Here is a 25,281-nt window from a genome sequence, read left to right as displayed (position 1 = left end):
AGCGATACAAGGTGATAGCCCTGTACACGAACGCGAATTTTAAGTGAAATCGAGTAGGTCGGGACACGTGTTATCTTGACTGAATATGGGGGGACCATCCTCCAAGGCTAAATACTCCTAACTGACCGATAGTGAACTAGTACCGTGAGGGAAAGGCGAAAAGAACCCCTGTGAGGGGAGTGAAATAGAACCTGAAACCGTATACGTACAAGCAGTGGGAGCAGACTTGTTCTGTGACTGCGTACCTTTTGTATAATGGGTCAGCGACTTATATTTTGTAGCAAGGTTAACCGAATAGGGGAGCCGTAGCGAAAGCGAGTGTTAACTGCGCGTTTTAGTTGCAAGGTATAGACCCGAAACCCGGTGATCTAGCCATGGGCAGGTTGAAGGTTGAGTAACATCAACTGGAGGACCGAACCGACTAACGTTGAAAAGTTAGCGGATGACTTGTGGCTGGGGGTGAAAGGCCAATCAAACCGGGAGATAGCTGGTTCTCCCCGAAAGCTATTTAGGTAGCGCCTCGGACGAATACCACTGGGGGTAGAGCACTGTTAAGGCTAGGGGGTCATCCCGACTTACCAACCCTTTGCAAACTCCGAATACCAGTGAGTACTATCCGGGAGACACACGGCGGGTGCTAACGTCCGTCGTGAAGAGGGAAACAACCCAGACCGCCAGCTAAGGTCCCAAAATTATTGCTAAGTGGGAAACGATGTGGGAAGGCTAAGACAGCTAGGAGGTTGGCTTAGAAGCAGCCACCCTTTAAAGAAAGCGTAATAGCTCACTAGTCGAGTCGGCCTGCGCGGAAGATGTAACGGGGCTAAGCAATATACCGAAGCTGCGGACGCAAAGTTTACTTTGCGTGGTAGGGGAGCGTTGTGTAAGTGGCTGAAGGTGAACTGAGAGGTTTGCTGGACATATCACAAGTGCGAATGCTGACATGAGTAACGATAATGCGGGTGAAAAACCCGCACGCCGGAAGACCAAGGTTTCCTGTCCCATGCTAATCAGGGCAGGGTAAGTCGGCCCCTAAGGCGAGGCAGAAATGCGTAGTCGATGGGAAACGGATTAATATTTCCGTACTTGGTATATCAGTGATGGGGGGACGGAGAAGGTTATGCAAGCATAGCGTTGGTTGTCTATGTGAAAGTGTGTAGGGTTGAAGTTTAGGTAAATCCGGACTTCTACATGCCTGAGACACGAGACGAGACTCTACGGAGTTGAAGTTGCAAATACCCTGCTTCCAGGAAAAGCCTCTAAACTTATGATATATCGAACCGTACCCCAAACCGACACAGGTGGTCAGGTAGAGAATACTAAGGCGCTTGAGAGAACTCGGGTGAAGGAACTCGGCAAAATCGTACCGTAACTTCGGGAGAAGGTACGCCCCTGTTTGTGATGAGACTTGCTCTCTGAGCGAATGGGGGCCGCAGTGAAAAGGTGGCTGGGACTGTTTATTAAAAACACAGCACTGTGCTAAATCGAAAGATGACGTATACGGTGTGACACCTGCCCGGTGCCGGAAGGTTAATTGATGGGGTTAGCGCAAGCGAAGCTCTTGATCGAAGCCCCGGTAAACGGCGGCCGTAACTATAACGGTCCTAAGGTAGCGAAATTCCTTGTCGGGTAAGTTCCGACCTGCACGAATGGTGTAACCATGGCCACGCTGTCTCCACCCGAGACTCAGTGAAATTGAAATCGCAGTGAAGATGCTGTGTACCCGCACCTAGACGGAAAGACCCCGTGAACCTTTACTATAGCTTGGCACTGAACATTGACCCTACATGTGTAGGATAGGTGGGAGACTTTGAAGCGTGAACGCCAGTTTGCGTGGAGTCATCCTTGAAATACCACCCTTGTACGTTTGATGTTCTAACGTTGTTCCCTAATCGGGAATGCGGACAGTGCCTGGTGGGTAGTTTGACTGGGGCGGTCTCCTCCCAAAGAGTAACGGAGGAGCACGAAGGTTGGCTAATCCTGGTCGGACATCAGGAGGTTAGTGCAATGGCATAAGCCAGCTTAACTGCGAGACAGACACGTCGAGCAGGTACGAAAGTAGGTCATAGTGATCCGGTGGTTCTGTATGGAAGGGCCATCGCTCAACGGATAAAAGGTACTCCGGGGATAACAGGCTGATACCGCCCAAGAGTTCATATCGACGGCGGTGTTTGGCACCTCGATGTCGGCTCATCACATCCTGGGGCTGAAGTCGGTCCCAAGGGTATGGCTGTTCGCCATTTAAAGTGGTACGCGAGCTGGGTTTAGAACGTCGTGAGACAGTTCGGTCCCTATCTGGTGTGGGCGTTGGATGATTGAGGGGAGCTGCTCCTAGTACGAGAGGACCGGAGTGGACGAACCGCTGGTGTTCGGGTTGTTTTGCCAAGAGCATTGCCCGGTAGCTACGTTCGGAATCGATAACCGCTGAAAGCATCTAAGCGGGAAGCGAGCCCCAAGATGAGTCATCCCTGGCAGTTTAACTGTCCTAAAGGGTTGTTGAAGACTACGACGTTGATAGGTAGGATGTGGAAGCGTTGCAAGGCGTTAAGCTAACCTGTACTAATTGCCCGTGAGGCTTAACCATACAACGCCCAAGTGACTTTTATATCGTTCTAACGAACGAGTCGTGTTAAATGGCTTAAACGGAAGGAAACCTTCCTAACCATTTACCTACTCGCTAAAGTTAGGGATAGATAAAATGTTTGAACGTTGTATGTATGACAAGTATTGAAATCAAGAGTAAGACTAAAGAGATTTAGCGATGATTACAGCCAGACCTGAAAAGGAACGGCATCAGCTTTTACATATTGAATTTATTGAGCTAAGGCTTGATAAATAACAGTTTATGTCTGGCGGCCATAGCGATGCGGCCCCACCTGATCCCATCTCGAACTCAGAAGTGAAACGCATTAGCGGCGATGGTAGTATGGGGTTTCCCCATGCGAGAGTAGCACACCGCCAGACTCCCATTTAGAAAAAGGGCTATCCGTAAGGATGGCCCTTTTTTGCATGTGCAGGATAAAGTATTGCAAGGTTGATACGGCATCAACGGATAGCCCTTTTCCTAAGCGCTGTCGCGCAACGCTACCCCCACATGAAGAAACCAAATCCATCAAGGGCATTCGACTCTAGTTCTTTGTGTGAAACCTGAAGAACAACCCATCCCTGGTGTTGCGCGCCAGCCATTCATCCATGAATGTCGTTCAGACGGGCAAAGCTGCGCTTCGCAAAAGCCTCCGTCTTCACCCCCATGCGACAGCCGCGCTGCGCGGCATCCTATGCGCCAACCGCGTTGCGAGACAATACGGTTGCCGGAAGACGACACCAGACTCCCATTTAGAATGAAGCCACCTTAATCGGGTGGCTTTTTTCGTTTTTGTGCTATAGAAAAAATCAACTGTAGTCGAAATCGCATTTTAAAGCTTATTAACGTAGTAGACGGCTAGGTGACATACTTCCCTGTAGCTCAGTCCAGCCCGACATCCATGTCGGTCGTTCAAACGGCTGGAGCGGTGCTCCAGATAGCCGTTTTCACCCATGAATGTCGTTCAGTCGGGCAAAGCTGCGCTTCGCAAAAGCCTCCGTCTTCACCCCCATGCGACAGCCGCGCTGCGAGACAATACGGTTGTCGGAAGACACCGCCAGACTCCCATTGCACGAAAACGCCCTGAACAAAAAATGGTCAGGGCTTTTTCGTATATGCGCTGTCGCGCAAAGCTAGGCTTCGCAAAAGCCTCCGACTTCACCTTTATTTCGCAGTATCATGTACGCTGTATTTTAATAAAAGAAAAAGCGTGACGCTAAACGCTACTACATTTTCGCGACAGCATTCTTTATGTTAGTACTTAACTCTTTTTTACCGCTTAATTTAAATTCATTGACTAAGGCTTTCGTTGTTTTAAATTGTATAAGTGAGGCAACTAAAATATATGATTCCTGTGGGATCTGGCTGGGGCATTCAATACATGTCAGCTTATGCAATACGTATGTAGCTAACGCTTGAGAGAACGACATGTAAGGCGTATTAGATATCAGATATTGTTGAACCCGCTGGTTAGTATGTGAACCTAGCTCTTTTGGCTGACAGTGAGTTAATAGATGTGTTAGTAGCCTCGTATCCATACTTTGATGATAACGTGCTGCGTGGTAGACAAGCTCCTCACTAAATTGTATCTGTGCGGTTTTTAGCAAGGTCGCAGTCAAATCAGTTAATGGCTTACCAACGATTAAACTCACTTCATCACTTGAGGCATCACGCTTAAACCCGAGCTTAAGTGGGAGGTATTGGTTATGCGTCCAAAAGTTAAGTAGTGTTGGTGTTGCGCCAAACGAACTTGTAAGTAGCGTGATCCCTAGCTCTTTCGCGGAAGCTTCAATATAAGTTAATAATGCGCTTGCCAAATGCTTGCGTCTATAAGCATTAGAAACGGCTATTCGTACAATGCGCCATTGTTCTATTTTTACAAAGGCGTCATCGGCACAATGTAAAGCCAAATTTTGCGCGACCAAATGACCATTTACTCTTCTACTTCCATTTATGATCCCTTGAGATACTTCACTAAGTGCACTTCCGCCTTCTGAACAAATCAATGCGACGCCAATTACTTCGTCGCCTAGAGTACAGGCAAATATACGTTGTTCAAAGGCGTCAAGTAATCTTAGTAGGTCATCGGGGCTGGTTTGATAATGGGCGTTAATGAGTAATGAGAATACTTGTTTTAGAATATGTGGAGCGCTCGCTAAAAGATCTTTTGTGGCTTCTATGAACGCATAGTCAACTGAGTGCTTTGCAAGGCTTTTATTACCGCTCATTTCTGGAGTTAGATTACTGCACTCAATTAACGGATCCGAACAGGCGCCTGAAGTTGAATCTTCCATGATAAAAACGCGAAACCAGAAGTGTTCTAAACAATCATCCTTATACCAACGTATCGGTGTTTTGAGCATTAGGTTCTTCCAACCTTTATACTCATTTTCTAAATAAGGCTTAAAGCGTAATTCAAAGCCGCGGCCCGCTCCTTCGTATCCGTGCACCGTTGAACTTAAAACCACTCTGGAATACTTATTTAAGAGTGCTTTTAGTATAGAAGATGGGATCGCAGCCGCTTCGTCGATAAATAACAGATCCGCTTGGTAATCATCTTCAATTAGCGCATCCGGAGCGACAAATACTAGCGGATGCTGGTTATTAGCGTTTTGTTCGATATTAGCAAATGCAAAAACTTGCTCGACATTACGTTTGTTTGGCGCCGTTATGATTATATGACTAGCGTGTTTTGAAATTAACGTTCGCGCTGCAAGACCAAGGGCAGATGATTTTCCTCTACCTCTATCTGCGGTTATGACTAAAGGTCGCTTTCTATGTCCAGTCCTGAAACGCAAAATGCTGCTAATCAGATGCTCTTGTTCTGGAGTTGTGCTATTGAGTTTTCGATTTATTTCAGCAGTCGATACCTCCTTATTACATCCTGAAAACGAAGTAGGAGTGATAATCACTGTATCGTCATCTTCCTCAATCATTGAAATCAGACGTTTGATAAATCGACTCGGCTCTAAGACTTGAGTGAAACCGTAGGAATAGCGCGAGTTAGAAAGGGGATCAGTAAAGAGCGGCCATCGGTTGAATTCAGGACATAATATTATCATTAAGCCATTAGCCTGAATCGTGCCGCTAAAGGCCATGAGCGCGTTTGCACTTATACCTGAAAAGCAATTAAAAATAACCGTAGCGTACTCAGTGCCTAAATATTGTCTATAAGCTTTAGGGCTAACAGGGGGCTCTTTATCTGGCTTATCCCCTACCCACAAGGTTTCTTTATCAGAAAGGGTAATCATGCTGGCTAAACTTTGCGCTTGATTTTCAGCCCATTCTTTTGGTCCACTGATCACCGCTAATTGGCGATGAAAAATCGCGCTTTTTCGCTGTTTTGCCCATTCTTCTATTTTAAAGTGTAAATCCACGCTGATATTATCTGTACAATGTGCCGGAAATTACCGCCAGTTTAAGCAAAGTTACCAAGGAATACGAATGCGCTTTTTATCAAGACGATTAGTGATGCCCAATGACCTTAATTATGCCAACTCGTTATTTGGAGGGAGAGCGTTAGAGTGGATCGATGAAGAGTCTGCGATCTACGCAATTTGCCAATTGGAAACTAACCAGTTAGTGACGAAACATATTGGGGAAATTAGTTTTGAATCTCCTGCTTTACAGGGAGATGTTGTTGAGTTTGGTTTAGAAACCAAGCAGGTTGGTCGTACTTCTATTACTGTGACGTGCTTAGTAAGAAACAAAGAGACCAAAAAAACGATATGTCTCGCAGACGATATCGTTTTTGTACGAGTTGATCGGGAAACACGTTTACCTGTCGCTCACGGCAAAACATTTGAGGAACTGCAAGCGCGAGCAAAACTGGAAATGAAAGGGTTAATTTAATGCGGAGCACGGCGTTTAAAAGAAACACTGCCTTTGAGTCAATCACAGGAAAATCTTGGCTTGCACTGGCGTTAAGCTTTATATCTATTAACAGTTGTGCGGTTGCTGGCCAATCAAAGTTTTCAGTCGTCGAGACACTTTCTTTACCAGGAGTGTTAGAGGAAAGTTCTGCCTTATATTGCGAGTCTCTCGACCGTGTTTACAGCTTAAATGATTCTGGAAATGCGCCGATTATTTTTCAACTGAATGAAAAGGCGGAGATTGTATCTGAGCGCACACCAAAAAACGTGAAAAACAGAGATTGGGAAGCACTAACAGCAGATGATGCTTTTTTCTACGTAGGGGACATCGGTAATAACCGAGGCACGCGTAAAAATGTGGTTATTTATAAATTCCCTCGCAGTGAGAGCGATACCAAGAAAACGCAAACACTTAGTGTGTCTTATGAAGGAAATCGCCCTAAAGAAAATGAATCGCTAAATCATGACTTTGACGCGGAAGCCTTGGTGGCCGTCGATGAGCATTTAGTTTTATTTTCAAAAAGCTGGCGTACCGATCTCCTTAACGTGTATTTGCTCGATAAAAATGAAAGCAAGCAGAAACTCAGCGCCAATATCACAATAGAAGGCATTCCAGGAGTGATCACCGGTGCGGACTACGACAAGGCGAATCATCGTTATGTTTTGGTTGGTTATCCTTCGAAGCGCGTAGGGTTTGGGGATCCTTTCATGGTGTTGCTTGACGACAATTTTGCACTAATTGATACGATATCACTTGCTGGGTACGGCCAAGTAGAAGGTGTGTGCGCACACCCTTCAGGGCAAATATGGTTTACCCAAGAATCTTCTATTTTCAGCAGCAGTAAATTGGTCAAGCTTACCCTAGCGAGTAACAAACTAACCTGATGCTTTTAATACACTGCTAAACAGCGCTTGCGCTGGGTGACAGTATTGCTACACTGTCGCCGTTAGCTAAAGTGATTGATTCTTTGTTAACGACCAAGGGGTGCCGAAAGGCTGAGATTTATCTGCATTAAGATATGACCCTAACACCTGATCCGGATAATACCGGCGTAGGAATGGTTATTTCGTTCACATCTTCATATGTAAACATCTCCCATTTATCTGCCGCAAAGCCGGATCTTTTCAACTTTTACTGAAGAGATCCCAATGAAGTTTTGTTCTACCTTACTTGCTTTATCTATCGCATCCAGTTTCGCTAGTCACGCTGAAGAGTCAAAAGACATAGAGCGTATTACTGTCAGTTCTGACTTTCGTCAGCAAGAGTTAATGTTCATCCCTGCCAGTGCAACCATACTGAGCGATTCACAAATTGAAGCTCGCCAAGCACAACACTTAGAAGAAATTTTGAACGTGGGTGCCAACATTAATTTTGCCAGTGGAGCATCACGCGGACGTTTTATTCAAATTCGTGGCATAGGTGAGCGCAGTCAGTTTTCAGAGCCAAGTAATCCGTCAGTTGGATTTTTAGTGGATGATTTTGATTTCTCGGGCATTGCTGGCGTGGGCACCTTGTTTGATGTTGAGCAAGTAGAGATTTTAAGAGGCCCACAAGCAACCGAATTCGGCGCAAGTGCGATGGCGGGTGTGATAAAGGTCAAAACGGTAGATGCAGGGCCTGAGCAAGGCGGAAAGTTATCGTTCTCTCTAGCGGAACAAAATACTTGGAGTCTAGGCGGCGCCTACGGTAATGCCATTACCGATAATTTGTTTTACCGAGTCGCAGTACAACAGTTCAAAAGCGATGGCTTTGTTGAAAACACATTTTTAAATCGCGATGATACTGACAATCTTGACGAATTTACCTCAAGAGTAAAATTGAAATATCTACCAACAGATTGGCTGACATTTGACCTCAACTATCAATATTTCGATATCGACAATGGCTATGATGCGTTTTCTCTTGAAAATACTCGAGAGTCGCGAGCTGATGAGCCTGGCTTCGATCGTCAAGAAACCCATGCACTGGGACTTAAAACTGAAATAAATACCGAATTGACTGATGTATTTATTATTCTGAGCCAATCGGAATCAGATATGGGGTACAGCTATGATGAAGATTGGACCTATGTAGGATTTCACCCTGATGAATATTCTTCTGTAGATAGCTACTTTAGAGAGCGTGACACAGATAACATCGACATACGTTTGTTATCGAACGATAAGTCAACATTATTCAATGGTTCTACCCAATGGTTATTTGGTTTGTATTCAAAATCTATGGATGAAAGCCTGCTACGTCAATATACCTACGCGGATGGTGATTTCACAAGTCAGTACCAACAAGATAACGTTGCCGTATATTCTCAAGTGGATACGCAATTAACAGATTCACTAAGTCTTCGTTTAGGCCTTCGAGCTGACCGTTTTGAAATTGACTACCGTGATATTAGCGGCTTCAGTCAAAGCAATGATAAAACCTTGGTCGGTGGCAAAGCCGTACTCGATTACAGTATCGATAGCGCCTCAGTTTATGCCAGCGTATCAAGAGGGTACAAGGCTGCTGGCTTTAATCCTGATGAGCGAGTCAGTGAACAAAGACGCATATATCAGCCAGAGTACAACTGGAATTATGAAGTTGGGGTAAAAGGTAATTTTATTAACTACGACGCGTTTATCCGTATGGCCGTTTTTTATATGGACAGAGAAGATACCCAAGTCAATGATTATGACGTGCAAACGCGTGTAGATGGCAGTGCCACATTCATCGATATAATAGGTAACGCAGATACAGGTACTAACTGGGGCTATGAATTAGAAACCGGTTGGCAGGCAAATGACAGTATTTATTTACATGCTAATTTTGGTTGGTTGGACGCTACTTTTGAAGATTATACCTTAGCCGATGGATCTGTTGTCGATAAGCAAGACCAAGCACAAGCACCGAATTATACCTTCAATATTGGTGCGAATGTGCAGTTATCTGAGCAAATCAGCTGGTCAATAGATGCAGATGGGAAAGACGAGTACCGCTTTTCAGATGGTCATGATGAAAAATCCCCTTCTTATGTATTGGTGAATACCGCAGTACGCTTTGATGTGCAAGATTGGTCATGTTCTGTATGGGTAAAAAATGTGTTTGATCGGACGTACTACGTGCGTGGTTTCGGTGGATTTAACAATGACCCACGAGAAGGTTACGCTACGCCGGAACCATACTATCAACTAGGTGACGGCCGCCAAATCGGCATTAGCGCCCAGTACAGCTTTTAATATAAGGATTTGATAATGAAATTAGTTGCAGAAATTTCAATGTACCCACTGAACGAACAATACCTTGAGCCAATACAAACCTTTATTGATCGTTTAAACGAATATGGCCACTTGAAGGTTGTAACTAGTGCGACGAGTACCTTAGTAAGCGGTGACTATTTAGCGACCATGCAAGTATTAGCCAAGGAAATGCAGCGAAGTCATCAAGAAGTAGGGCAAGCAATATTTGTTTGTAAGTTTTTAAATGGTGAGAAAATGAGTAGCGATGTGTAATGCCAAGCTTAGTTGAGCTGTTCGATAATATTGCACAGCAGTTTGTTGCACTGCCTTGGCTAGAAGCAACGGCGGTGATACTCGCCGTTGCTTACGTGTGGCTAGCTGCTAGAGAGAATATTTGGTGCTGGCCTTGTGCATTAGTCAGCACAGGCATATACACGTGGCTGTTTTGGGAAGTTTCGTTGCTATTTCATACTCTCTTGAATGCCTATTACTTATTAATGGCGGTATATGGTTGGCAGCAATGGAAGCGATGTGAGAGCGATGCGTTAGCGATTCAAAGCTGGTCTGTTCGAAAGCACTTACTGCGCATAGCTTTATTGTCCCTTGTTGCATTTGGATTTACGAGTTTTGCCAGCATGTGGCTAGATTCTGAGTATCTTAACTTAGATGCATTTATCACTGTATTTAGCGTTTATACTACTGTGATGGTAGCGCACAAGGTTCTGGAGAATTGGCTGTATTGGGTAGTAATCAATAGTTTCGCTTGTTACCTCTATTTTGCCAAAGAGATGTATATGACTGGCGTACTATTTATTTTTTATGTGCTGTTTGCAGTCTATGGGTATATCAATTGGCGACGACAATTTATAGGTAAGCGCTATGCCCCATCGGTATCAGCTTAACTCCGGGCAGTTAGCTGAACTTGCCTCCCTTAATTATTGTCGAAACGGGTTCAGCTTGAGACAAGTGAAAAAGGGAGGGGCGGTCAATTCAAGTTATTGTTTAACAACACCTTCGAATCGATTTTTCATGAAAACCTTCGAATCTGATCAAGTCAATCAACTTGCTCGACAACATCTATTTGATGTTCAGAAAAAGATTTGGCAAAAGGGCATGGCCTGCGAGCCTGTTTATTTATCTACAACTGCGGGCTTTCAACTCGACGGCTGGGTGGATTGTAAAACTCTGGTAGATAGCAATATAAGTAACGAATCTAAAGCCCACACATTAGCCAATACCTTGCACCGTATTCATGGTCTGTGTATCGCTGGTCAGGCACTTGATTTACCAGCACAATGGACAGGGTATTTAGCTCAATTGCCTCGGGAGCAATATGGGGATGAGCGTGAAGAAGCGAAAACACTGGCGAACAGCTGGTATGCAGTCTTAGAAGAAGAATTAGTCTTTTGTCATAATGATTTATCACTCGAGCATGTCACAACGAATACGCCACGGCTCATATTCGATTGGGAATATTGCGCATTATCAAATCGTTATTTTGACCTTGCTGCCTGTATCGATGTGAACAAGCTTGTACCTCAACAGCAGGCGTGTTTGCTAGCAAGTTATGCGCAATATGCTAAATTACCCCTCTCATTGGTGATAGAAAAAACCACGCTTATGCTGCCTTTGGTTAGTTTAACGAGTCGACTTTGGTACGCTGTGGCGAATCAACTGGCGACTTCACAAAATTCTACTGGCGATAATTTAAGCGGTTGAACTCAAACCGTGAGTTTTACCAATAAAAGCACTTTACCTTTTATCCTTGTTCCGTATAATTCAGCAGCTCAGCAGGGGTGTAGTTCCAATTGGTAGAACAGCGGTCTCCAAAACCGATGGCTGGGGGTTCGAATCCCTCCACCCCTGCCAATTTTTCAGCTTCAGTCAAATCACCCTTGAATTTAAAATAACTTTTTTATCCGATTGGAGGGTAAGAAGCCCCATGGGGTTTGACAAATTGTCTGGAACAATTTGTACCGCTCAGCGCCGTTTACGGTCAGGTACAGGGAAGTATGTGAGTACATCCCTCCACCCCTGCCAATTTTTCAGCTTCACTCTTCAGTCAAATCACCCTTGAATTTAAAATAACTTTTTTACCCGATTGGAGGGTGAGAAGCCCCATGGGGTTTGACAACTTTTTAGATAAAGTTGTGATGCTTTTTCGGTAAACACGTTCCGAGAACCGCGTTCCGGGAACCGCGTTCCGCTTATTACCGAATATTCTTCAGGGTGTTTTTCAGTTATTTTCAGGGATAAATTTGAAACTTGAATACTTCCTCTATTTAGATATCGTGATAATCTACACCAATGAATACAAAAACTCACAATACACTTAGCTCGTATCAACGCGCTGTTCTTGGCGAATTAGGCATTGCTACTTGGCAAGCCCAAAGTCCAGAGAGTCTTAATACTGAGACCCCTACACAAAATGTAGCCTCGAACATTCAGGCACCTAATAAGGTTGCAAATAAAAAAACTAGCCCAATACCTGACGCGATAAAACGTTTTAAAACTCAGCCTGACGAAGCGCCTGTAAGAAAGTCGGTGCCCAATAGCGTTGTATTAGGATTTAACCTTGCAAGCGTGCCTAGTTCACTCGTGAAAGATGTTTTACTCAGTATTGAGCTGCCGACTGAGGGACCCGAGTTGATCTCTAAGGTCAATAGCGCAGAGTATTCAGATTATCTTCTCGCCTGGGATATTGATGAAAAAGTCGCATTAAAAGGGCGCTTACTCACAACCCCTCCATTGAATAAAGGCCTGTCGGTAGCCAATAAAAAGCAATTATGGACATTTTTATCTCGCTTTTCGCTCAATGATACTTAACGTGCTAAAGCTTAACGCTCAAAATTACTATCAGGCTTATTCCATTCATTGTAATGGACACTCGCACCCTTGGTCAGAATCTGTATTCGCAGATTGTTTTACCGATAACTACCAAGCGTATGCGTTGCAGCAAGATAATACTGTAGTTGGCTTGTACGTGGCACTATTTGTATTGGATGAAGCGACATTAATGGATATAGGGGTTGATGCATCTTATCGGGGACGTGGTTTGAGTAGAGTGCTCATGTCACATTTTTTAGCACAATGTAAAGCAAGCAATATACATTACGTTTGGCTAGAAGTGCGAGCTTCTAATTTTGCTGCCATTGGGCTGTATGAAGCATTTGGATTTGAACAAATAGAACGTCGTAAAGGGTATTATAAAACGCAGGAAGGGCAGGAAGACGCTTTGATGATGAGGTTAGCGTTAGGTGCTACAGAATAACCAAAAAAATCGATGAAGCCCTTGCGGGCTTCACATCGAATTCATTATCTACGAGCGGAAGAAATATTTAGTTGTTGAGTAGGATCTTGACGTTCAATCGCTAACTTTACAAACTTCGAAGAGTTGTAATTACAACCAACACACATAGCAATGAATTGGTTCATGCTAGGGCTGCCAATTTCTTTTTCCCAGTTTTCATAGGTTTTACGTGTTTTAACATTAGCAAGTTTTGCCATTTTAACCGTAGTTAAACCAGCGTCTTGTCTCATTTTTCTAAGATCTGCACCTGTGATATACATGCTTTTATTCCTCATAATATTATTGAAACTACAACAGAGCTAAAACAGCATATAAAAAAACTCTGTTTTTCTATTGTCAGGCGCAGTGTATGCGAACAAATGTGGAATGGATTCCACAAGGTGAATTAATTTCACATTTTTTGCGGTTAGTTTGGGTGGGATAATTACCTATTTAAGGCTCGATATTGGTGGTGATTACACTGTAAAGTCAGCCTCATCCAGTGAGGCTAATCTTATTTTTAACTGGTATCTGGTGTTTTATTGTACTTTTGTCTTTTGCAATTAGGCGAGTACAGGTGGTTTCATTTTACCGCTAACCATAGCCAGAACAGGTGGTTTCATTTTACCGCTAACCATAGCCAGTACTGGTGGTTTCATTTTCCCGCTAACCATAGCGAGTACAGGTGGTTTCATTTTACCACTAACCATAGCCAGAACAGGTGGTTTCATTTTCCCGCTAACCATAGCGAGGACAGGTGGCTTCATTTTCCCGCTAACCATAGCCAGAACAGGTGGTTTCATTTTACCGCTAACCATAGCCAGTACTGGTGGTTTCATTTTACCACTAACCATAGCCAGAACAGGTGGTTTCATTTTCCCGCTAACCATAGCCAGAACAGGTGGTTTCAATTTCCCACTAACTATAGCGAGTACAGGTGGTTTCATTTTCCCGCTAACCATAGCGAGTACAGGTGGCTTCATTTTCCCGCTAACCATAGCGAGTACAGGTGGCTTCATTTTCCCGCTAACCATAGCGATTACATGTGGTTTCATTTTCCCGCTAACCATAGCGAGTACAGGTGGTTTCATTTTCCCGCTAACCATAGCGAGAACAGGTGGTTTCATTTTTCCGCTGACCATAGCTGATGTGAGTGACTTACTAGCTGAGTCATTATTTATAGCCGAAAAATTGTGAGCGATATTAACTGTAAGTTGTGAATTACAAATATAATTAATATATTCTTTTCTATTATCATTAGAGCTATTTGCAGCAACTGAAAAAAGTGAAAAACCAACGGCCAAAATTATTTTCTTCATCTGTACTTCCTCGACTTATCATATTTAAAGCGAATATTCGCAAATTAGATTATGTCGTTTTTATCAGCAGATGTGGAGTTTTAGGCTTTTAATAATCTTGGCAGGAGGAGCTTATAACTTTCTTGGAATGTTACCCATATCGCTAACATTGAAATTACCTGCATTATGTAAGGGTTCGCATAATAGAAAAAAACTACTTGGGGGGAGTTAGTTAGGTGTCTTATTAAATACTCCAAGACAACTAATACTTGTACAATAAGAGACAACCCGTATAACCTAAATATTGTCCAATCTAAATTTATTGATTTAGAACTTAAATTAAACCAACTTTCAGTGATGCTTACTCTAGAAAATATAAGATTCCTAGCAATTAGAGTGACAATTATTAGCGCTACATTCCAGTAAATTTCTGGCGGTGGGTACTCGGTAATAAACCAGTAAATTTCTATAGCTGAAATTATCAGCGTAACAACCAATAATAATTTAGCAGCCCAGTCATGTCTCAAATAATAGGAGATCCCTAGGCCGAATGAATACAGTAAAAATTTAGTTTCAACGTTACCATTTATAAAAAACCAAACTGTCTCATCAAGTGCGCGTAGCAATAAAATAATCGTTATAACACCAAGTACATCAGTGTCGTTTTTACAAATGCTCGCAGTAAATATCAAAATAGCTATGAATAAAATATCGAATGCCGCTGGATTTTGAAAGGTTAAAATTCCCGCGGCGATAAAAAGCCCTCCAAAGAGGGCTGTCATTATCTTGGGTAGGTACGCGCGAACTAGCATTAGCTGTGATTGAAGCCGAAATAATCCATGACTGTTGAAAAGAAAGATTCACGGGTTTGTTCTGACGCTTTTTGGCGGCAAACCGCCCACCACTTACTGATTACCTCAACCCCAATACTGTTCATCGTTTCGGGTTTTTCATTTTCTATAGCAGAAACTGTTTCTCGGCTGATACCAACCCGTATTGCCAGTTCGCCTTGGGTGTATCCAGCTTCTTTGCGAAGCGATTTAAGTTGTACACCGCTGAACTTTTTTCTACGAGACATAATGAGTTGGCTTCCTAAATATGAGCTAATCGTATATTTTAGTGGATGTGCGGGCGAAAAAGTTACCCTATTGACTCGAATATAAGGCAATGTTGACAGATTGTAAATCGCTTTTAACAAAGAAAAAGAATTATTCTATGAGTAATTTCTCTATAGGTTTCCGGATGTTAGATGCCAGACGTTACAGCACGGTGGGTGATTGTGTCGTGCGCTAGGCATAGGATTTACGCCTTACACCTTGAATAATTATGACTAGGAATCTCCTTTATACTCCAATCCTATGGGGTTCTAAATTCTGTGCCAATTACGGCCTTGTTTGTCCTGCTTCTTTGGTCATTATTAACTAATTCTAAATACTGATTCCCCTGGATTGCTCATTATCAAGGAGATACTGGAGTGTTAATTTAATAAGGTTTGCTAAATGCAGCGCTGATGTTTAACACAAAACGAAAGAAAGCAAATGCATTGCGAGTGATCGCTAAAAATTTTTTAACCTCTTGGAGAGACAGTTATGAGTAAAACAATTTTAGTGACAGGTGCCACAGATGGCATAGGTTTTGAGACTGCAAAAATGTTGCTATCTGCAGGTCATACTGTTCTGTTACATGGTCGAAACAGTAGTAAATTAAAAGATGCACAAATAACGTTAAGTGCTGGTGCAACCACTAATAAAGCCCCGTGCTATTTGGCTGATATGGCGAATTTGGATGATGTAACCAAGCTAGCAAGCACCATTAAAGCAAAGTACCGTTCACTTGATGCGGTGATTAATAATGCGGGCGTGTTTAAAGTGCCCTCCAGCATGACTGAAGATAAGCTAGATGTAAGATTTGTGGTCAATACTCTCGCACCCTATATCCTAACAAAAGCATTACTGCCAATACTTGATAGAAGTTCTCGCGTGGTGAATGTATCCTCAGCAGCACAGGCGCCGGTTAGTTTGGCGGCGTTAGCCGGTCAACAAGTGCTAAATGATTCACAAGCCTATGCGCAAAGTAAGCTTGCGCTAACGATGTGGTCTCGTCAGCTAGGGTTGTCGTTAGCTGAAAAGGGACCTGTGGTTGTCTCGGTCAACCCTAAATCGTTGCTAGGTAGTAAGATGGTCAAAGATGCTTATGGGATGGCTGGTAGTGATTTACGTGTTGGCGCGGATATTTTAAGTAGAGCGGCATTATCGGATGAATTTATAGACGCTTCCGGCCAATATTACGACAATGATATTGCCCAATTTGCTCAACCTCATCCTGACGCGCTCAATGAACAAAAGAACACGGCACTCATGAGCACAATGGACCAAATTATACAGCGTATTACGTCTGGATAAGAAGTCTATTGCAAATAGCAAAACATGGGGTGAAATACCATGTACTTCACCCTCTAAATGCCCATATCTGTTATTTACTTTCACTCAATAAACGTTGATAAAGCACATCTTTTAATACCGCTCTGTCGTGCTTCAATTGGTGCATGGCTTCGTCATCAATCGGCGCATCTTTAAGCTCTAATACGCGGATCTCCTTGTCCAGTTCTTCATATTCTTTGGCTTTTTCTGCAAATGTGGTGTCGTTCTTATTCAATGCCGCTATGGTGTCTTTTAATTCTGGGAAATCGCTATTTAGTGAATGATTTTCGCCTAGCATAATAACTCCTTCAAATGATGGAAAAACCTGACGCAAACGATAAACGGTATACTTATTTATGGTTTGCCAGACTTACAAAAGAGATAGGGACGATGACCTACTTTGTCAATCAAATAAGGGGAAATATCCTAGAGCCACATCATGGTTTATTTCACTAATAGAAAAGCAAACACGCCATTTTGAGAACTCAAAGTTTTGCTTAATCTTCTATAGCCTTTTCCCAATAAGGAGTTTGCCCATAATAATCCAAAAAGAAATCTATAAATGCTCTGACTTTTGGCGCTAACTGGCGATTGCTCGGGTAGACCGCCCAAATTGCTGTTTTTGATACCATTGGATATTCTTTTAGTACTTGCACAAGTTGACCTGATTGTAGTGCTTGATAAGCACACCAGATAGACGACATAACAAGGCCAGCACCTTCAATACCAGCATCCCTAACTGCTTCGCCATTATCGATTCGAATTTTACCATCGGCTTTTACACTGATAGACCCTTTTTCTGCCTCGAATTCCCACGTATCTAGCCCCATCAAATTAACACATTGATGGTTAGCAATATCTTGTGGCGTTTTTGGTTCGCCATATTCTTTAATATATTTTGGGGAAGCACATACAATTCTACGATCAGGCGCTAATTTACGTGCAATCAGGTTAGAGTCTTTCAACGCGGCATCGCGAATAGCGATATCAAAACCGCCTTCGACTAAATCGACAATGGAGTCATTAAAGCGAAAATCTACCGACAGTTCAGGGTAGCGCGCTAAAAATTCTTCTAATGCGGGCACAATGTGCATACGCCCAAAAGAGGCTGGAGCAGTCACTCTTAAAACACCTTTAGGGTTGTGCTCTCCGTCACCAATAGATGCTCGCGCGGTTTCAATATTGGTCAGTATCTCTTCTGCATGAGGTAAAAACGCTTCACCTTCTTCGGTTAATGACACCTTACGCGTCGTACGATGCACAAGACGTACGCCTAAATTTTCTTCTAGCTTGCTTATATATGCGCTGGCCACAGCGGGTGACAAGTCTTGTTCTTGGCCCGCAGCACTGATGTTGCAGGTCCTAGCGATACGCACGAAAAGCTTAAGGTGTTCAATATTCATTCTATTATCAACTAAATCTAAAAACTGATTGTATACATTGCCCGATTATCACCACAAAGTGCAGCGGTTACAATGCACATTCTTAACCAATAAAAGGCCCATGTGATGAAAGCGATGATTGTTAATGAATTTGGTGATTCAAGTGTTTTTAAACCTACCGTACTAGCTAAGCCAGAGCTTAAGCCTGGTCATGTGCTAGTCCGCGTTGTTGCAAGCAGTGTGAATACAGTTGACATGATGATCAGACAAATGGGGCCTGACTTACCATTGTCACCATCTGCACCTGCTGTTCTCGGTATGGATTTCGCTGGCACCATCGAAGCGGTCGGTCAAGGGGTGACTGATTACGCACCTGGCGATGAAGTTTATGGTTGTGCTGGTGGTCTAGCTGACCTACAGGGTACGCTCGCTGAATACATGCTAGCAGACAGTAAACTCATCGCGCATAAACCTAAAAATCTTTCTATGCGCGAAGCGGCTGCCTTACCATTAGTGGCAATAACCGCTTACGAAGGTCTCCAAAGAGCCCAAGTTAAAGAAGGTCAAAATGTGTTAGTGCACGGTGGCTCTGGCGGCGTTGGTCATATTGCAGTGCAATTAGCTCGTTACTTCGGTGCGAATGTCTTTTCAACTGGCGGTGGTGAAAACCAATTGAACCTTATTGAAGAATTAGGCGCAACAGGCATTAATTACAAAACAGAAACCGTTGCAGATTACGTGCAAAAGCACACACAGGGTAAAGGGTTTGATGTTGTTTTTGATTCAGTTGGGGGCGCAAATCTACTGAATTCGTTTGAGGCCGCTGCTTTAAATGCGCAGATCGCGACGACGGTATCTTTGCTAGAGTTAGATTTAACCAACGCACATTTCAAAGGACTTTCTCTGCATGTTGTTTTCATGCTTATCCCTATGTTGCATGATCATAAGCGAGAAGTGCATGGTCAAATTTTGGCAACCCTAACCGACATAATTGAAGCAGGGCACTTACGCCCAGTGTTGGATGACCTGTCTTTTAGTCTAGAAGAAGTGGGCAAAGCCCATGATCGTCTAGCCAGTGGTCAAGGACTAGGTAAAGTAGTTATCGATATCTAATTTATCGAATGAAGGTGTTTTGTGCATAAGCACACACTTTTCGATTAATACGTGACTTCTGCGTGTTGATAGCGTTGCTAGCCAATCATGCTAGCGTTCAAGGGGCCAGCTTGGCCTCTTTTTTTGTTTGTATAATCTGATGTGAACAGAGATCAAGAGCCTTAGGTGAAGCATCGATTGTTTATGAGCCTTATATCAGTGAAAATAGCGCGCAATGACGATTAACATGTCGGATTTGAGATTGATAGCTTCTACCAATGCATACAAGGCCGTTAAGGCTCTTAGATCGTTTTCGGTTTAGTGAGTCTAGTCTATTTCCATTTGCTCTAAAGCTGCTGTACAGGTGATATCTTCCACTCATGAGGCTAATATTATCTGCAACCACGTTAAGTGGTTTGAGATTAGTTTACTAATAATGCAAAGCGATAAACCATTATCTATTGCCTTAGCAATTTCCTCATCGCCACAACCATTATCAATATCCCATACACGCTCGGCGAACTAGATAAGCTTTTCACGTTTGTGTGTCTTACGTTCGTGTGGCGAAGATGGGGGACAATCGTTAAAGTACGAACCTCTACGATATAGAATCGTGTCGCTAATTCATATCAAATCATACGGGTTCGCCGGTCTCGCTCAGTTTTTTAGGATACCTTCAACAGTGCGTTCCTTAACCTTTGTTTTAGACGGTACCATTAGATGCATCTCTTAAACGCGAATAAAAGCATCTACGACACCGTTCGCTATTTACGACTGGGGTAGTGTTAACGTTGAGCCCTGATCAAAAAACGAAAATTTAGGTAACACGAGTGGTGACATAAATATAAATTTTTGTCTGTTAAAGGTAACCAATCCACTCATATGGTTACAGACATATTCGTTGGGTTACTGATAAGGATTAGACTTGCCAATAATTAGAGAAGATACGGGGATGCCTGTTGTTTTGGCACTTCCTAATACATAGATGGCGGCAGTAATTAAGTCCATAACCGCTATTGGGATAAACAATGTCGGTGCCATACCTGACGATGCTGCGTACGTGACAACAACAAAACCGAAAAGTCGTACAAGCCCGTTCCAGACAATAATTGGAGCACGTCGGGGTAAATCCGAAACAGCCCAAAGAAGCGCTGCACCAATACAAATCAAGAAAGATGCAAGTACAAGCGTAATAATGAATGAGCTAGCCTGCGGAGAAAGAAGCTCAGGAATCATGATCCCAATTGCGATGGGGAAATTAAACAGTGCTGTAATTTGAACGAATTTCTTAAACATTTCTATACCTTAATACCAGTAGAACGATAAAGCGTAGCGATCACTTTGATTTATCAAGAGGTTATTTGACGTTTTGTTGTGAGTTTTACTGAATACTTAAATCCAAAGTTGTGGTTTGTGGCGCGCAATATTCACTATTTTAAGTTTCATATTGCGCTTTCCCAGTAGGGCGTAAATTTTACTGTAGATCTAGCCCAAAATGAGCGAGAGCTTGTTCTGCCACTTCAACGCCATACTCCTGAACAAAGTGGCCAGCTTCGGCTATTTTCATCGGCTCTGGGCAGCCGTTAATTACACTTTTCAGTGCCATCATTGCAGGCTCGCCTAGTACCGCATCTTTCATTCCGATTGCCATGAAGCTATCACCCTCCCAAGTGTTCGACCAGTACTCGATAGCGCGAAGACCGTATCTGACGGCATCATCGTTTTCGTCGGTTGGGATCATTTTAGGAAATTTCCTTACGCCTGCTTTATAGCTGTTATCAGGGAACGGTGCGTCATAAGCTACAACATCCAGAGGCGTTAGGGCAGCGCCTGCGTCAACAGCAAGCAAACCACCTACCGGGACTTCCGGCACACTGGAGCAAAAACCAATCCACTGTTTTGCGGCTTCTGTTAGCGGCTCACCAGTTCCTAGTCCCGTATTCATAACAATGAGTTTTTTGAACCTGTCTTGCATATCCATCGGTAGGGTTAGCCCTAGAAAGCCACCCCAGTCTTGGCAAACCAGCACCACATTCTTGAGATCCAAATGCTCAATTAATTTAATCAGGCTGTTTCTGTGGAACTCAAAATTGTAAACTGATTCTTCAACAGGCTTGTCTGAACGGCCAAATCCAAATAGATCTGGTGCAATGACACGGTGTCCGGCTTCAGTAAATACAGGGATCATTTTTCGATATAAGTAACTCCATGAAGGCTCGCCGTGCAGACAAAGAAATGTGTACTCAGCCGACTTGGTACCCTCGTCAATATACGCCATGCGTAGCGAGTCATATCCTTGCAGATCGTCAACGTACTGAGGTTCTTAGTGCTTTAATCGCCATTATTTTTCCTATTTAATTAATTCGTATTTATAAAGTCGTCTGTACGGTCATAAAGATTTATTAGTGATCGATACAGATTGGATAAGTGAATTCTGTATCGATCGCTAGATAAAGTCAACAACGAAATTGACATTTTTTAGTGAGTACTACAAAATATGCATCAATAAAGATATTTATAGGTAGGAGTACCATCGGTAATGGCCGGAAGAAAAAGATCGTTTGATAGAGATATTGCACTTGATAAGGCGATGCGTTTATTTTGGAACAACGGCTTTGCAGCGACATCTGTCTCGCATCTAACCTCAGAGCTTGGGATTAATACGCCTAGCTTATATGCCGCTTTTGGCAATAAAGAGCAGCTATTTAAAGAAGTGATCGCGCATTATATCGCACAATACAGTGAGCCGTGTTATCGCCATCTTATTGAACCCTCTGACGCCCCTTTCATAGAAAGGCTACGAGCATGTTTTTATGAGTTGATTCAAGAGTTTTCAGATGTTGATACCCCGTTAGGATGCTTGTTAGTAAAAAGCGTAAATGAATCTGACAGCGTTGCTTTTCCTAAGGATGCGACCGCAGACATCAAACAATTCGGATCAAAAACACTACAGCTGATCACTGCTTTGATAGAGTCTGAGGGGGTAGTAACAGAGTCTACGAGCGCAGAACTGCAGGCAAAATATCTGCTATCGGTTCTTTACGGCCTTTCTACTCAGGTTCGAGCGGGAGAGTCACGACAGGTTGCAGAATCGATTATGGACTATGCACTCAATACGATTCAGACGAGCTGCGCTCAGTAACACTATTATGGTTAGTTAAAATGACACCAAAAAGCGCCGACAAAAAATGACCTCCGAGAATACCAAGGTCATTCAGTAGTGACAGCAAGTACCAAAATACGATTGGCCGAGAAACTCAGCCACATTTAATCGAAGTGACTGGATTCGCAAGCCCTCAGTTGTACGTACATATTCCATATCATACTCTGCAAGCATACACACAAGATGACCAATAGGTTTCATTGGCGAGAAGAGGTCCCATTTTGCTTTCGCACTGTCTCCGTCAACCTCAATACGTGGATTAGTGAAACTGTGCATAAAGAACGAACGCATTTATAGCTACAAAGAACTCCATGACTTGCTGATCCCCTGATAGATGCATACTCATTTTGGGATTTGTCCAAATTGCATCTTTAAAAAGCAGTTCTGGCACTTTATCACTGTTTATTTCTTTGCCGTTCCCACCTTTATCAACAGCTTGACCATAGTTAGATTAAAGCGTTCGAATCTCTTCCAAGTTTTCTCGCTTTTGAATTCTTTGCTCTAATGTGAGTGCCATACTTTTCTCGTAAGTCTGTTTTAGATTTTATCTAATGTATGCAGATTTATGCTCAAACCAGACATAGATCCAAAATGTATTTATGTCTGGTTGCTTATTTTCATCACGTTGCGCTTTTTTGTCGTTATCCCGCAAAGTCTTTCATGATGACGTTATCAGCGTAAGATTGAAATCCTACTTCTATCTGTTTTGCAACGGCATCCGGAAATACGTGAAATTCCCCCGAGTCCAACGCAGCAAGAATACCAACAGGCACAACTTGTGGTGAAGATGCTATATCATTAAAACCAGTAATATCCGCCATATCTGTTGCAACTACGCCAGGGTGAACACTCAGCACACTCACATTATGTGGCTTAAAATGATCACGCAAACCTTGCGTCACAGAGTAAGATGCGGCTTTTGATGTGCAGTATGTTGACATATCCAAATAGTTTTTGAGTGAAGCAACCGAATTTAATTGCACCAGCGCACCTTGCTTTGCAATCAATGTTGCTTCAAATGCTTTAGCAACACGCATTAGCCCGTAGACATTCACTTCTATCTCTTCTTTCAAGGTATCAAGCGCATTATCTGCTAGGGGTGGTACTGTCGAAATAATTCCAGCGTTATTAATGACAACATCAACATCCGTTGCTTTGTTAGCGGCTGCTAGAATAGACGCTTCATCGGTAATATCGACTTGAATTGTCTCTACTTTTTCACCATATTGCTCTTCTAAAGCCTTGGTTGAATTTGGGTTTCGAACCGCTAAGTACACTTTCTTCGCGCCTTGGTCAATAAAGTGCTCAGTAATACTTTTACCAATACCTCGGTTAGCACCAGTGATGAAGACGACTTTGTTTAAAATATTGAATGACATAAGCTTATTCCTGTTTATATACGTTGATATAGTGTTGGGTGTTAACCGTTAACTTTTGTTTCTATCATGAAATCCAGTTGGAAATCGGTGATCACTTGATCTTGAAGTGGCTGGAAGAAATCATTGATTTTATCCACGTTGTTCACTAGGCCAATTGCAGTACGCGTTGGGCGAGTGCCGTGTGCCATATCCACCAGTGTTAAATATGCATCAACCACATGTTGCGGATCGGTTTTTGGGTCTTGCAATACCTGGTCGAAAGAGCCAATCATGTTGTCGATGATCGTTTTTAGCTGTGGGTTTTCTGCAACCACTTGCGCATGAGCTTCTGGTTTAAATGAGCCAGCTAAATTAGTTGCTGATGGGCCTGGCTCAACCAAAATAACCTCAACACCACTTGGCGCTAATTCAAATTTCAGGCTCTGAGAGTACGCTTCTACTGCCGCTTTACTCGCGCTGTAGGTGCCCGTAAACGGCCATGATACACGGCCAATAACAGACGTGGTATTGATGATGAGGCCTTTACCTGCTTTACGCATATGTGGTGCTACCGCTTGTACAGTGCGGATAACGCCGTAGAAGTTGGTGTCCATCAATTGCTGTGCCTGCTCAACACTAAATGCTTCGGTTACGCCCATGTGCATAATGCCAGCGTTGTTAATAAGCACATCAATCGCCTGTTCTTTTTGCATGATTTGTGCAATTGCTGCATTGACTGAGTCTTCACTAGACACATCCATATCAACCACAACGATATTTTCTGAGTAAGACTGTAGTTCATTTTTTACTTCTAGGTTCTTGCTGTCTGCATTGCGCATCGCTGCGTAAACTTTGTGTCCTTTATCAGCAAACTGCTTTGCGGACATTTTACCAAAACCACTGCTACTACCTGTAATTACTAATGTTTTCATGTTGTTACCTTTCTTAATTGCTGTTTCTTTAATCATCTTTCTTTCCTGCAAATTCTGTTGAACGGATTAGGCCATCGGGTTGAACAATTACATTCTGTAGCGTTCACTACTTATTGATTGAGTGGATTTTGTACTGATTGGTATTTAAAGTCAATGGTAAGTTGCAAATTTTTTAGTGATTGATAAAGAATTAACATGCGTAGCATTTATCGTTTTCGTAAAGCGCAAAAAGCAATTGGCTGAGCAAGCTGAAGAGCTAGATAGGGAATAAAGGCCTAAATGGTGCGAGGTGTATTCAGAAATAGCTGGTTGAAAGGTGTCGCTTGTTTTATTGATGAACATGGCGAAATTGCAGACGATTTATTATCTCATTTTGGCGGTAGCATCGGTGATGCGCAAAAAGCGATTGAAAAAAGATTATTTTGGTTGTTGTGCCTCACTGGCTGATTAAGCCGAGGAGCTGACCGAAGAAGCCATACAAATTTTTGAGCATTTAGCCTTTTATTCGACTATGAAAAGATGGGGCGTGAAATGGAGCTTGGCGGCGATGTATTCATCATCGAAACAAGTTATCAGGAAGTGCATATTTTTTGGAACCATTAAACAGGCAAGCTTCTGCCCTTTCTTGTTGAAGGGGTGGGAGCTTACTTTTTGCAGCGCACTTTGGTGACTCAATGGCTT

At 43.0% G+C, this 25,281-nt stretch carries 23 protein-coding genes, 1 tRNA gene, 2 rRNA genes, 1 pseudogene and 1 riboswitch (1 of these 28 cut by a window edge); of the genes and pseudogenes, 15 read left to right on the top strand and 12 right to left on the bottom strand.

Features of this window, described 5'->3' with window-relative positions; all coding sequences use genetic code 11:
- Together FX988_RS06715 and rrf are read left to right on the top strand one after the other, a co-directional pair.
- Positions 1–2,581, top strand: a 23S ribosomal RNA gene (locus FX988_RS06715) (it extends 304 nt beyond the left edge of the window).
- 264 nt (positions 2,582–2,845) lie between these two features.
- Positions 2,846–2,961: ribosomal RNA gene (gene rrf / locus FX988_RS06710) — 5S ribosomal RNA — on the top strand.
- A gap of 846 nt (positions 2,962–3,807) precedes the next feature.
- Here rrf and FX988_RS06705 read toward each other — a convergent pair.
- Positions 3,808–5,958 carry a tRNA(Met) cytidine acetyltransferase TmcA gene (locus FX988_RS06705; protein WP_160178909.1) on the bottom strand — a complete coding sequence of 717 codons (2,151 nt, stop codon included), beginning with the start codon at positions 5,956–5,958 and terminating at the stop codon, positions 3,808–3,810.
- A gap of 67 nt (positions 5,959–6,025) precedes the next feature.
- Here FX988_RS06705 and FX988_RS06700 point away from each other — a divergent pair, with 67 nt between their 5' ends.
- From FX988_RS06700 to rimI, 9 genes are all read left to right on the top strand, one after another.
- A complete protein-coding gene (locus FX988_RS06700) occupies positions 6,026–6,433 on the top strand; it encodes an acyl-CoA thioesterase (RefSeq protein WP_160178908.1) in 408 nt (135 codons plus the stop codon).
- Entirely contained in the window at positions 6,433–7,338 is a 906-nt protein-coding gene (locus tag FX988_RS06695) for a hypothetical protein (protein WP_160178907.1), read from the top strand. Before FX988_RS06700 ends, FX988_RS06695 begins: the two co-directional genes overlap by 1 nt.
- A gap of 86 nt (positions 7,339–7,424) precedes the next feature.
- A riboswitch (TPP riboswitch) is annotated at positions 7,425–7,529 on the top strand.
- 73 nt (positions 7,530–7,602) lie between these two features.
- Positions 7,603–9,666 carry a TonB-dependent receptor gene (locus FX988_RS06690; RefSeq protein ID WP_160178906.1) on the top strand — a complete coding sequence of 688 codons (2,064 nt, stop codon included), beginning with the start codon at positions 7,603–7,605 and terminating at the stop codon, positions 9,664–9,666.
- 15 nt (positions 9,667–9,681) lie between these two features.
- Positions 9,682–9,939 (top strand): hypothetical protein, encoded by a 258-nt coding sequence (locus FX988_RS06685; RefSeq protein ID WP_160178905.1) that lies wholly within the window; start codon positions 9,682–9,684, stop codon positions 9,937–9,939.
- Positions 9,939–10,568, top strand: a complete 630-nt coding sequence (gene pnuC / locus FX988_RS06680) for a nicotinamide riboside transporter PnuC (protein WP_160178904.1) — start codon at positions 9,939–9,941, stop codon at positions 10,566–10,568. The genes FX988_RS06685 and pnuC overlap by 1 nt, the downstream gene beginning before the upstream one ends.
- Positions 10,569–10,695: 127 nt before the next feature.
- Positions 10,696–11,385, top strand: a complete 690-nt coding sequence (locus FX988_RS06675; RefSeq protein WP_254700739.1) for a phosphotransferase — start codon at positions 10,696–10,698, stop codon at positions 11,383–11,385.
- 73 nt (positions 11,386–11,458) lie between these two features.
- A tRNA-Trp gene (locus FX988_RS06670) sits at positions 11,459–11,535 on the top strand.
- Between the two features lie 438 nt (positions 11,536–11,973).
- A complete protein-coding gene (locus FX988_RS06665) occupies positions 11,974–12,492 on the top strand; it encodes a DNA polymerase III subunit psi (RefSeq protein ID WP_160178902.1) in 519 nt (172 codons plus the stop codon).
- Position 12,493: 1 nt separating this feature from the next.
- On the top strand, positions 12,494–12,937 hold the full coding sequence (rimI, locus tag FX988_RS06660; protein ID WP_254700738.1) for a ribosomal protein S18-alanine N-acetyltransferase: 444 nt from the start codon (positions 12,494–12,496) through the stop codon (positions 12,935–12,937).
- 44 nt (positions 12,938–12,981) lie between these two features.
- Here the strand turns inward: rimI and FX988_RS06655 are convergent, their stop codons facing one another.
- From FX988_RS06655 to FX988_RS06640, 4 genes are all read right to left on the bottom strand, one after another.
- A complete protein-coding gene (locus tag FX988_RS06655; protein ID WP_006993853.1) occupies positions 12,982–13,236 on the bottom strand; it encodes a helix-turn-helix domain-containing protein in 255 nt (84 codons plus the stop codon).
- Between the two features lie 282 nt (positions 13,237–13,518).
- On the bottom strand, positions 13,519–14,274 hold the full coding sequence (locus FX988_RS06650; RefSeq protein ID WP_160178901.1) for a hypothetical protein: 756 nt from the start codon (positions 14,272–14,274) through the stop codon (positions 13,519–13,521).
- An 80-nt stretch (positions 14,275–14,354) separates the two neighbouring features.
- On the bottom strand, positions 14,355–15,035 hold the full coding sequence (locus FX988_RS06645; RefSeq protein WP_254700737.1) for a hypothetical protein: 681 nt from the start codon (positions 15,033–15,035) through the stop codon (positions 14,355–14,357).
- 29 nt (positions 15,036–15,064) lie between these two features.
- Positions 15,065–15,331: a helix-turn-helix transcriptional regulator gene (locus FX988_RS06640; protein ID WP_160178899.1), complete on the bottom strand. Its 267-nt coding sequence runs from the start codon at positions 15,329–15,331 to the stop codon at positions 15,065–15,067.
- 511 nt (positions 15,332–15,842) lie between these two features.
- Between FX988_RS06640 and FX988_RS06635 the strand changes: the two genes are divergently transcribed.
- Entirely contained in the window at positions 15,843–16,655 is an 813-nt protein-coding gene (locus tag FX988_RS06635) for an SDR family NAD(P)-dependent oxidoreductase (RefSeq protein WP_160178898.1), read from the top strand.
- 70 nt (positions 16,656–16,725) lie between these two features.
- Here FX988_RS06635 and FX988_RS06630 read toward each other — a convergent pair whose 3' ends face one another.
- Together FX988_RS06630 and FX988_RS06625 are read right to left on the bottom strand one after the other, a co-directional pair.
- Positions 16,726–16,971: a YdcH family protein gene (locus FX988_RS06630; protein WP_160178897.1), complete on the bottom strand. Its 246-nt coding sequence runs from the start codon at positions 16,969–16,971 to the stop codon at positions 16,726–16,728.
- Positions 16,972–17,170: 199 nt separating this feature from the next.
- Positions 17,171–18,076 (bottom strand): LysR family transcriptional regulator, encoded by a 906-nt coding sequence (locus FX988_RS06625; RefSeq protein ID WP_160178896.1) that lies wholly within the window; start codon positions 18,074–18,076, stop codon positions 17,171–17,173.
- Positions 18,077–18,181: 105 nt separating this feature from the next.
- On the opposite strand from FX988_RS06625, the gene FX988_RS06620 reads away from it, so the two are divergent.
- The gene (locus FX988_RS06620; RefSeq protein WP_160178895.1) at positions 18,182–19,168 is read left to right on the top strand and encodes a zinc-dependent alcohol dehydrogenase family protein; all 987 of its coding nucleotides are present in this window, start codon (positions 18,182–18,184) and stop codon (positions 19,166–19,168) included.
- Positions 19,169–20,053: 885 nt separating this feature from the next.
- Here FX988_RS06620 and FX988_RS06615 read toward each other — a convergent pair.
- Positions 20,054–20,443: a hypothetical protein gene (locus FX988_RS06615; protein WP_160178894.1), complete on the bottom strand. Its 390-nt coding sequence runs from the start codon at positions 20,441–20,443 to the stop codon at positions 20,054–20,056.
- 178 nt (positions 20,444–20,621) lie between these two features.
- Positions 20,622–21,458: pseudogene (locus FX988_RS06610) on the bottom strand (haloalkane dehalogenase); the annotation flags it as partial.
- A gap of 228 nt (positions 21,459–21,686) precedes the next feature.
- Between FX988_RS06610 and FX988_RS06605 the strand changes: the two are divergent.
- On the top strand, positions 21,687–22,289 hold the full coding sequence (locus FX988_RS06605; protein ID WP_160178892.1) for a TetR/AcrR family transcriptional regulator: 603 nt from the start codon (positions 21,687–21,689) through the stop codon (positions 22,287–22,289).
- 72 nt (positions 22,290–22,361) lie between these two features.
- On the opposite strand, the gene FX988_RS21865 is transcribed toward FX988_RS06605, so the two are convergent.
- From FX988_RS21865 to FX988_RS06590, 3 genes are all read right to left on the bottom strand, one after another.
- Complete coding sequence (locus tag FX988_RS21865) at positions 22,362–22,586, bottom strand: nuclear transport factor 2 family protein (protein ID WP_160178891.1); 225 nt, start codon at positions 22,584–22,586, stop codon at positions 22,362–22,364.
- 365 nt (positions 22,587–22,951) lie between these two features.
- Positions 22,952–23,689, bottom strand: a complete 738-nt coding sequence (locus tag FX988_RS06595) for an SDR family oxidoreductase (protein WP_160178890.1) — start codon at positions 23,687–23,689, stop codon at positions 22,952–22,954.
- Positions 23,690–23,730: 41 nt separating this feature from the next.
- Entirely contained in the window at positions 23,731–24,600 is an 870-nt protein-coding gene (locus tag FX988_RS06590; protein WP_160178889.1) for an SDR family oxidoreductase, read from the bottom strand.
- Positions 24,601–24,879: 279 nt separating this feature from the next.
- Between FX988_RS06590 and FX988_RS06585 the strand changes: the two genes are divergently transcribed.
- Positions 24,880–25,047 (top strand): hypothetical protein, encoded by a 168-nt coding sequence (locus FX988_RS06585; protein WP_160178888.1) that lies wholly within the window; start codon positions 24,880–24,882, stop codon positions 25,045–25,047.
- The last annotated feature ends 234 nt before the right edge of the window (positions 25,048–25,281 follow it).

The organism is Paraglaciecola mesophila, from assembly GCF_009906955.1.
Lineage (GTDB): Bacteria > Pseudomonadota > Gammaproteobacteria > Enterobacterales > Alteromonadaceae > Paraglaciecola > Paraglaciecola mesophila_A.
Note: the sequence above shows the minus strand (reverse complement) of the source record. Positions and strands in the feature narration are given on the sequence as shown.

Excerpts from the sequence above, each read along its gene's own strand:
- FX988_RS06695 (WP_160178907.1), top strand. The coding sequence starts at position 6,433 with ATGCGGAGCACGGCGTTTAAAAGAAACACTGCCTTTGAGTCAATCACA.
- FX988_RS06585 (WP_160178888.1), top strand. The coding sequence starts at position 24,880 with ATGGTGCGAGGTGTATTCAGAAATAGCTGGTTGAAAGGTGTCGCTTGT.
- FX988_RS06690 (WP_160178906.1), top strand. The coding sequence starts at position 7,603 with ATGAAGTTTTGTTCTACCTTACTTGCTTTATCTATCGCATCCAGTTTC.
- FX988_RS06630 (WP_160178897.1), bottom strand. The coding sequence starts at position 16,971 with ATGCTAGGCGAAAATCATTCACTAAATAGCGATTTCCCAGAATTAAAA.
- FX988_RS21865 (WP_160178891.1), bottom strand. The coding sequence starts at position 22,586 with ATGCACAGTTTCACTAATCCACGTATTGAGGTTGACGGAGACAGTGCG.
- FX988_RS06640 (WP_160178899.1), bottom strand. The coding sequence starts at position 15,331 with ATGTCTCGTAGAAAAAAGTTCAGCGGTGTACAACTTAAATCGCTTCGC.
- FX988_RS06675 (WP_254700739.1), top strand. The coding sequence starts at position 10,696 with ATGAAAACCTTCGAATCTGATCAAGTCAATCAACTTGCTCGACAACAT.
- FX988_RS06590 (WP_160178889.1), bottom strand. The coding sequence starts at position 24,600 with ATGAAAACATTAGTAATTACAGGTAGTAGCAGTGGTTTTGGTAAAATG.
- pnuC (WP_160178904.1), top strand. The coding sequence starts at position 9,939 with ATGCCAAGCTTAGTTGAGCTGTTCGATAATATTGCACAGCAGTTTGTT.
- FX988_RS06625 (WP_160178896.1), bottom strand. The coding sequence starts at position 18,076 with ATGAATATTGAACACCTTAAGCTTTTCGTGCGTATCGCTAGGACCTGC.
- FX988_RS06635 (WP_160178898.1), top strand. The coding sequence starts at position 15,843 with ATGAGTAAAACAATTTTAGTGACAGGTGCCACAGATGGCATAGGTTTT.
- FX988_RS06655 (WP_006993853.1), bottom strand. The coding sequence starts at position 13,236 with ATGTATATCACAGGTGCAGATCTTAGAAAAATGAGACAAGACGCTGGT.
- FX988_RS06620 (WP_160178895.1), top strand. The coding sequence starts at position 18,182 with ATGAAAGCGATGATTGTTAATGAATTTGGTGATTCAAGTGTTTTTAAA.
- FX988_RS06685 (WP_160178905.1), top strand. The coding sequence starts at position 9,682 with ATGAAATTAGTTGCAGAAATTTCAATGTACCCACTGAACGAACAATAC.
- FX988_RS06605 (WP_160178892.1), top strand. The coding sequence starts at position 21,687 with ATGGCCGGAAGAAAAAGATCGTTTGATAGAGATATTGCACTTGATAAG.
- FX988_RS06700 (WP_160178908.1), top strand. The coding sequence starts at position 6,026 with ATGCGCTTTTTATCAAGACGATTAGTGATGCCCAATGACCTTAATTAT.
- FX988_RS06645 (WP_254700737.1), bottom strand. The coding sequence starts at position 15,035 with ATGACAGCCCTCTTTGGAGGGCTTTTTATCGCCGCGGGAATTTTAACC.
- FX988_RS06595 (WP_160178890.1), bottom strand. The coding sequence starts at position 23,689 with ATGTCATTCAATATTTTAAACAAAGTCGTCTTCATCACTGGTGCTAAC.
- FX988_RS06650 (WP_160178901.1), bottom strand. The coding sequence starts at position 14,274 with ATGAAGAAAATAATTTTGGCCGTTGGTTTTTCACTTTTTTCAGTTGCT.
- FX988_RS06615 (WP_160178894.1), bottom strand. The coding sequence starts at position 20,443 with ATGTTTAAGAAATTCGTTCAAATTACAGCACTGTTTAATTTCCCCATC.
- FX988_RS06665 (WP_160178902.1), top strand. The coding sequence starts at position 11,974 with ATGAATACAAAAACTCACAATACACTTAGCTCGTATCAACGCGCTGTT.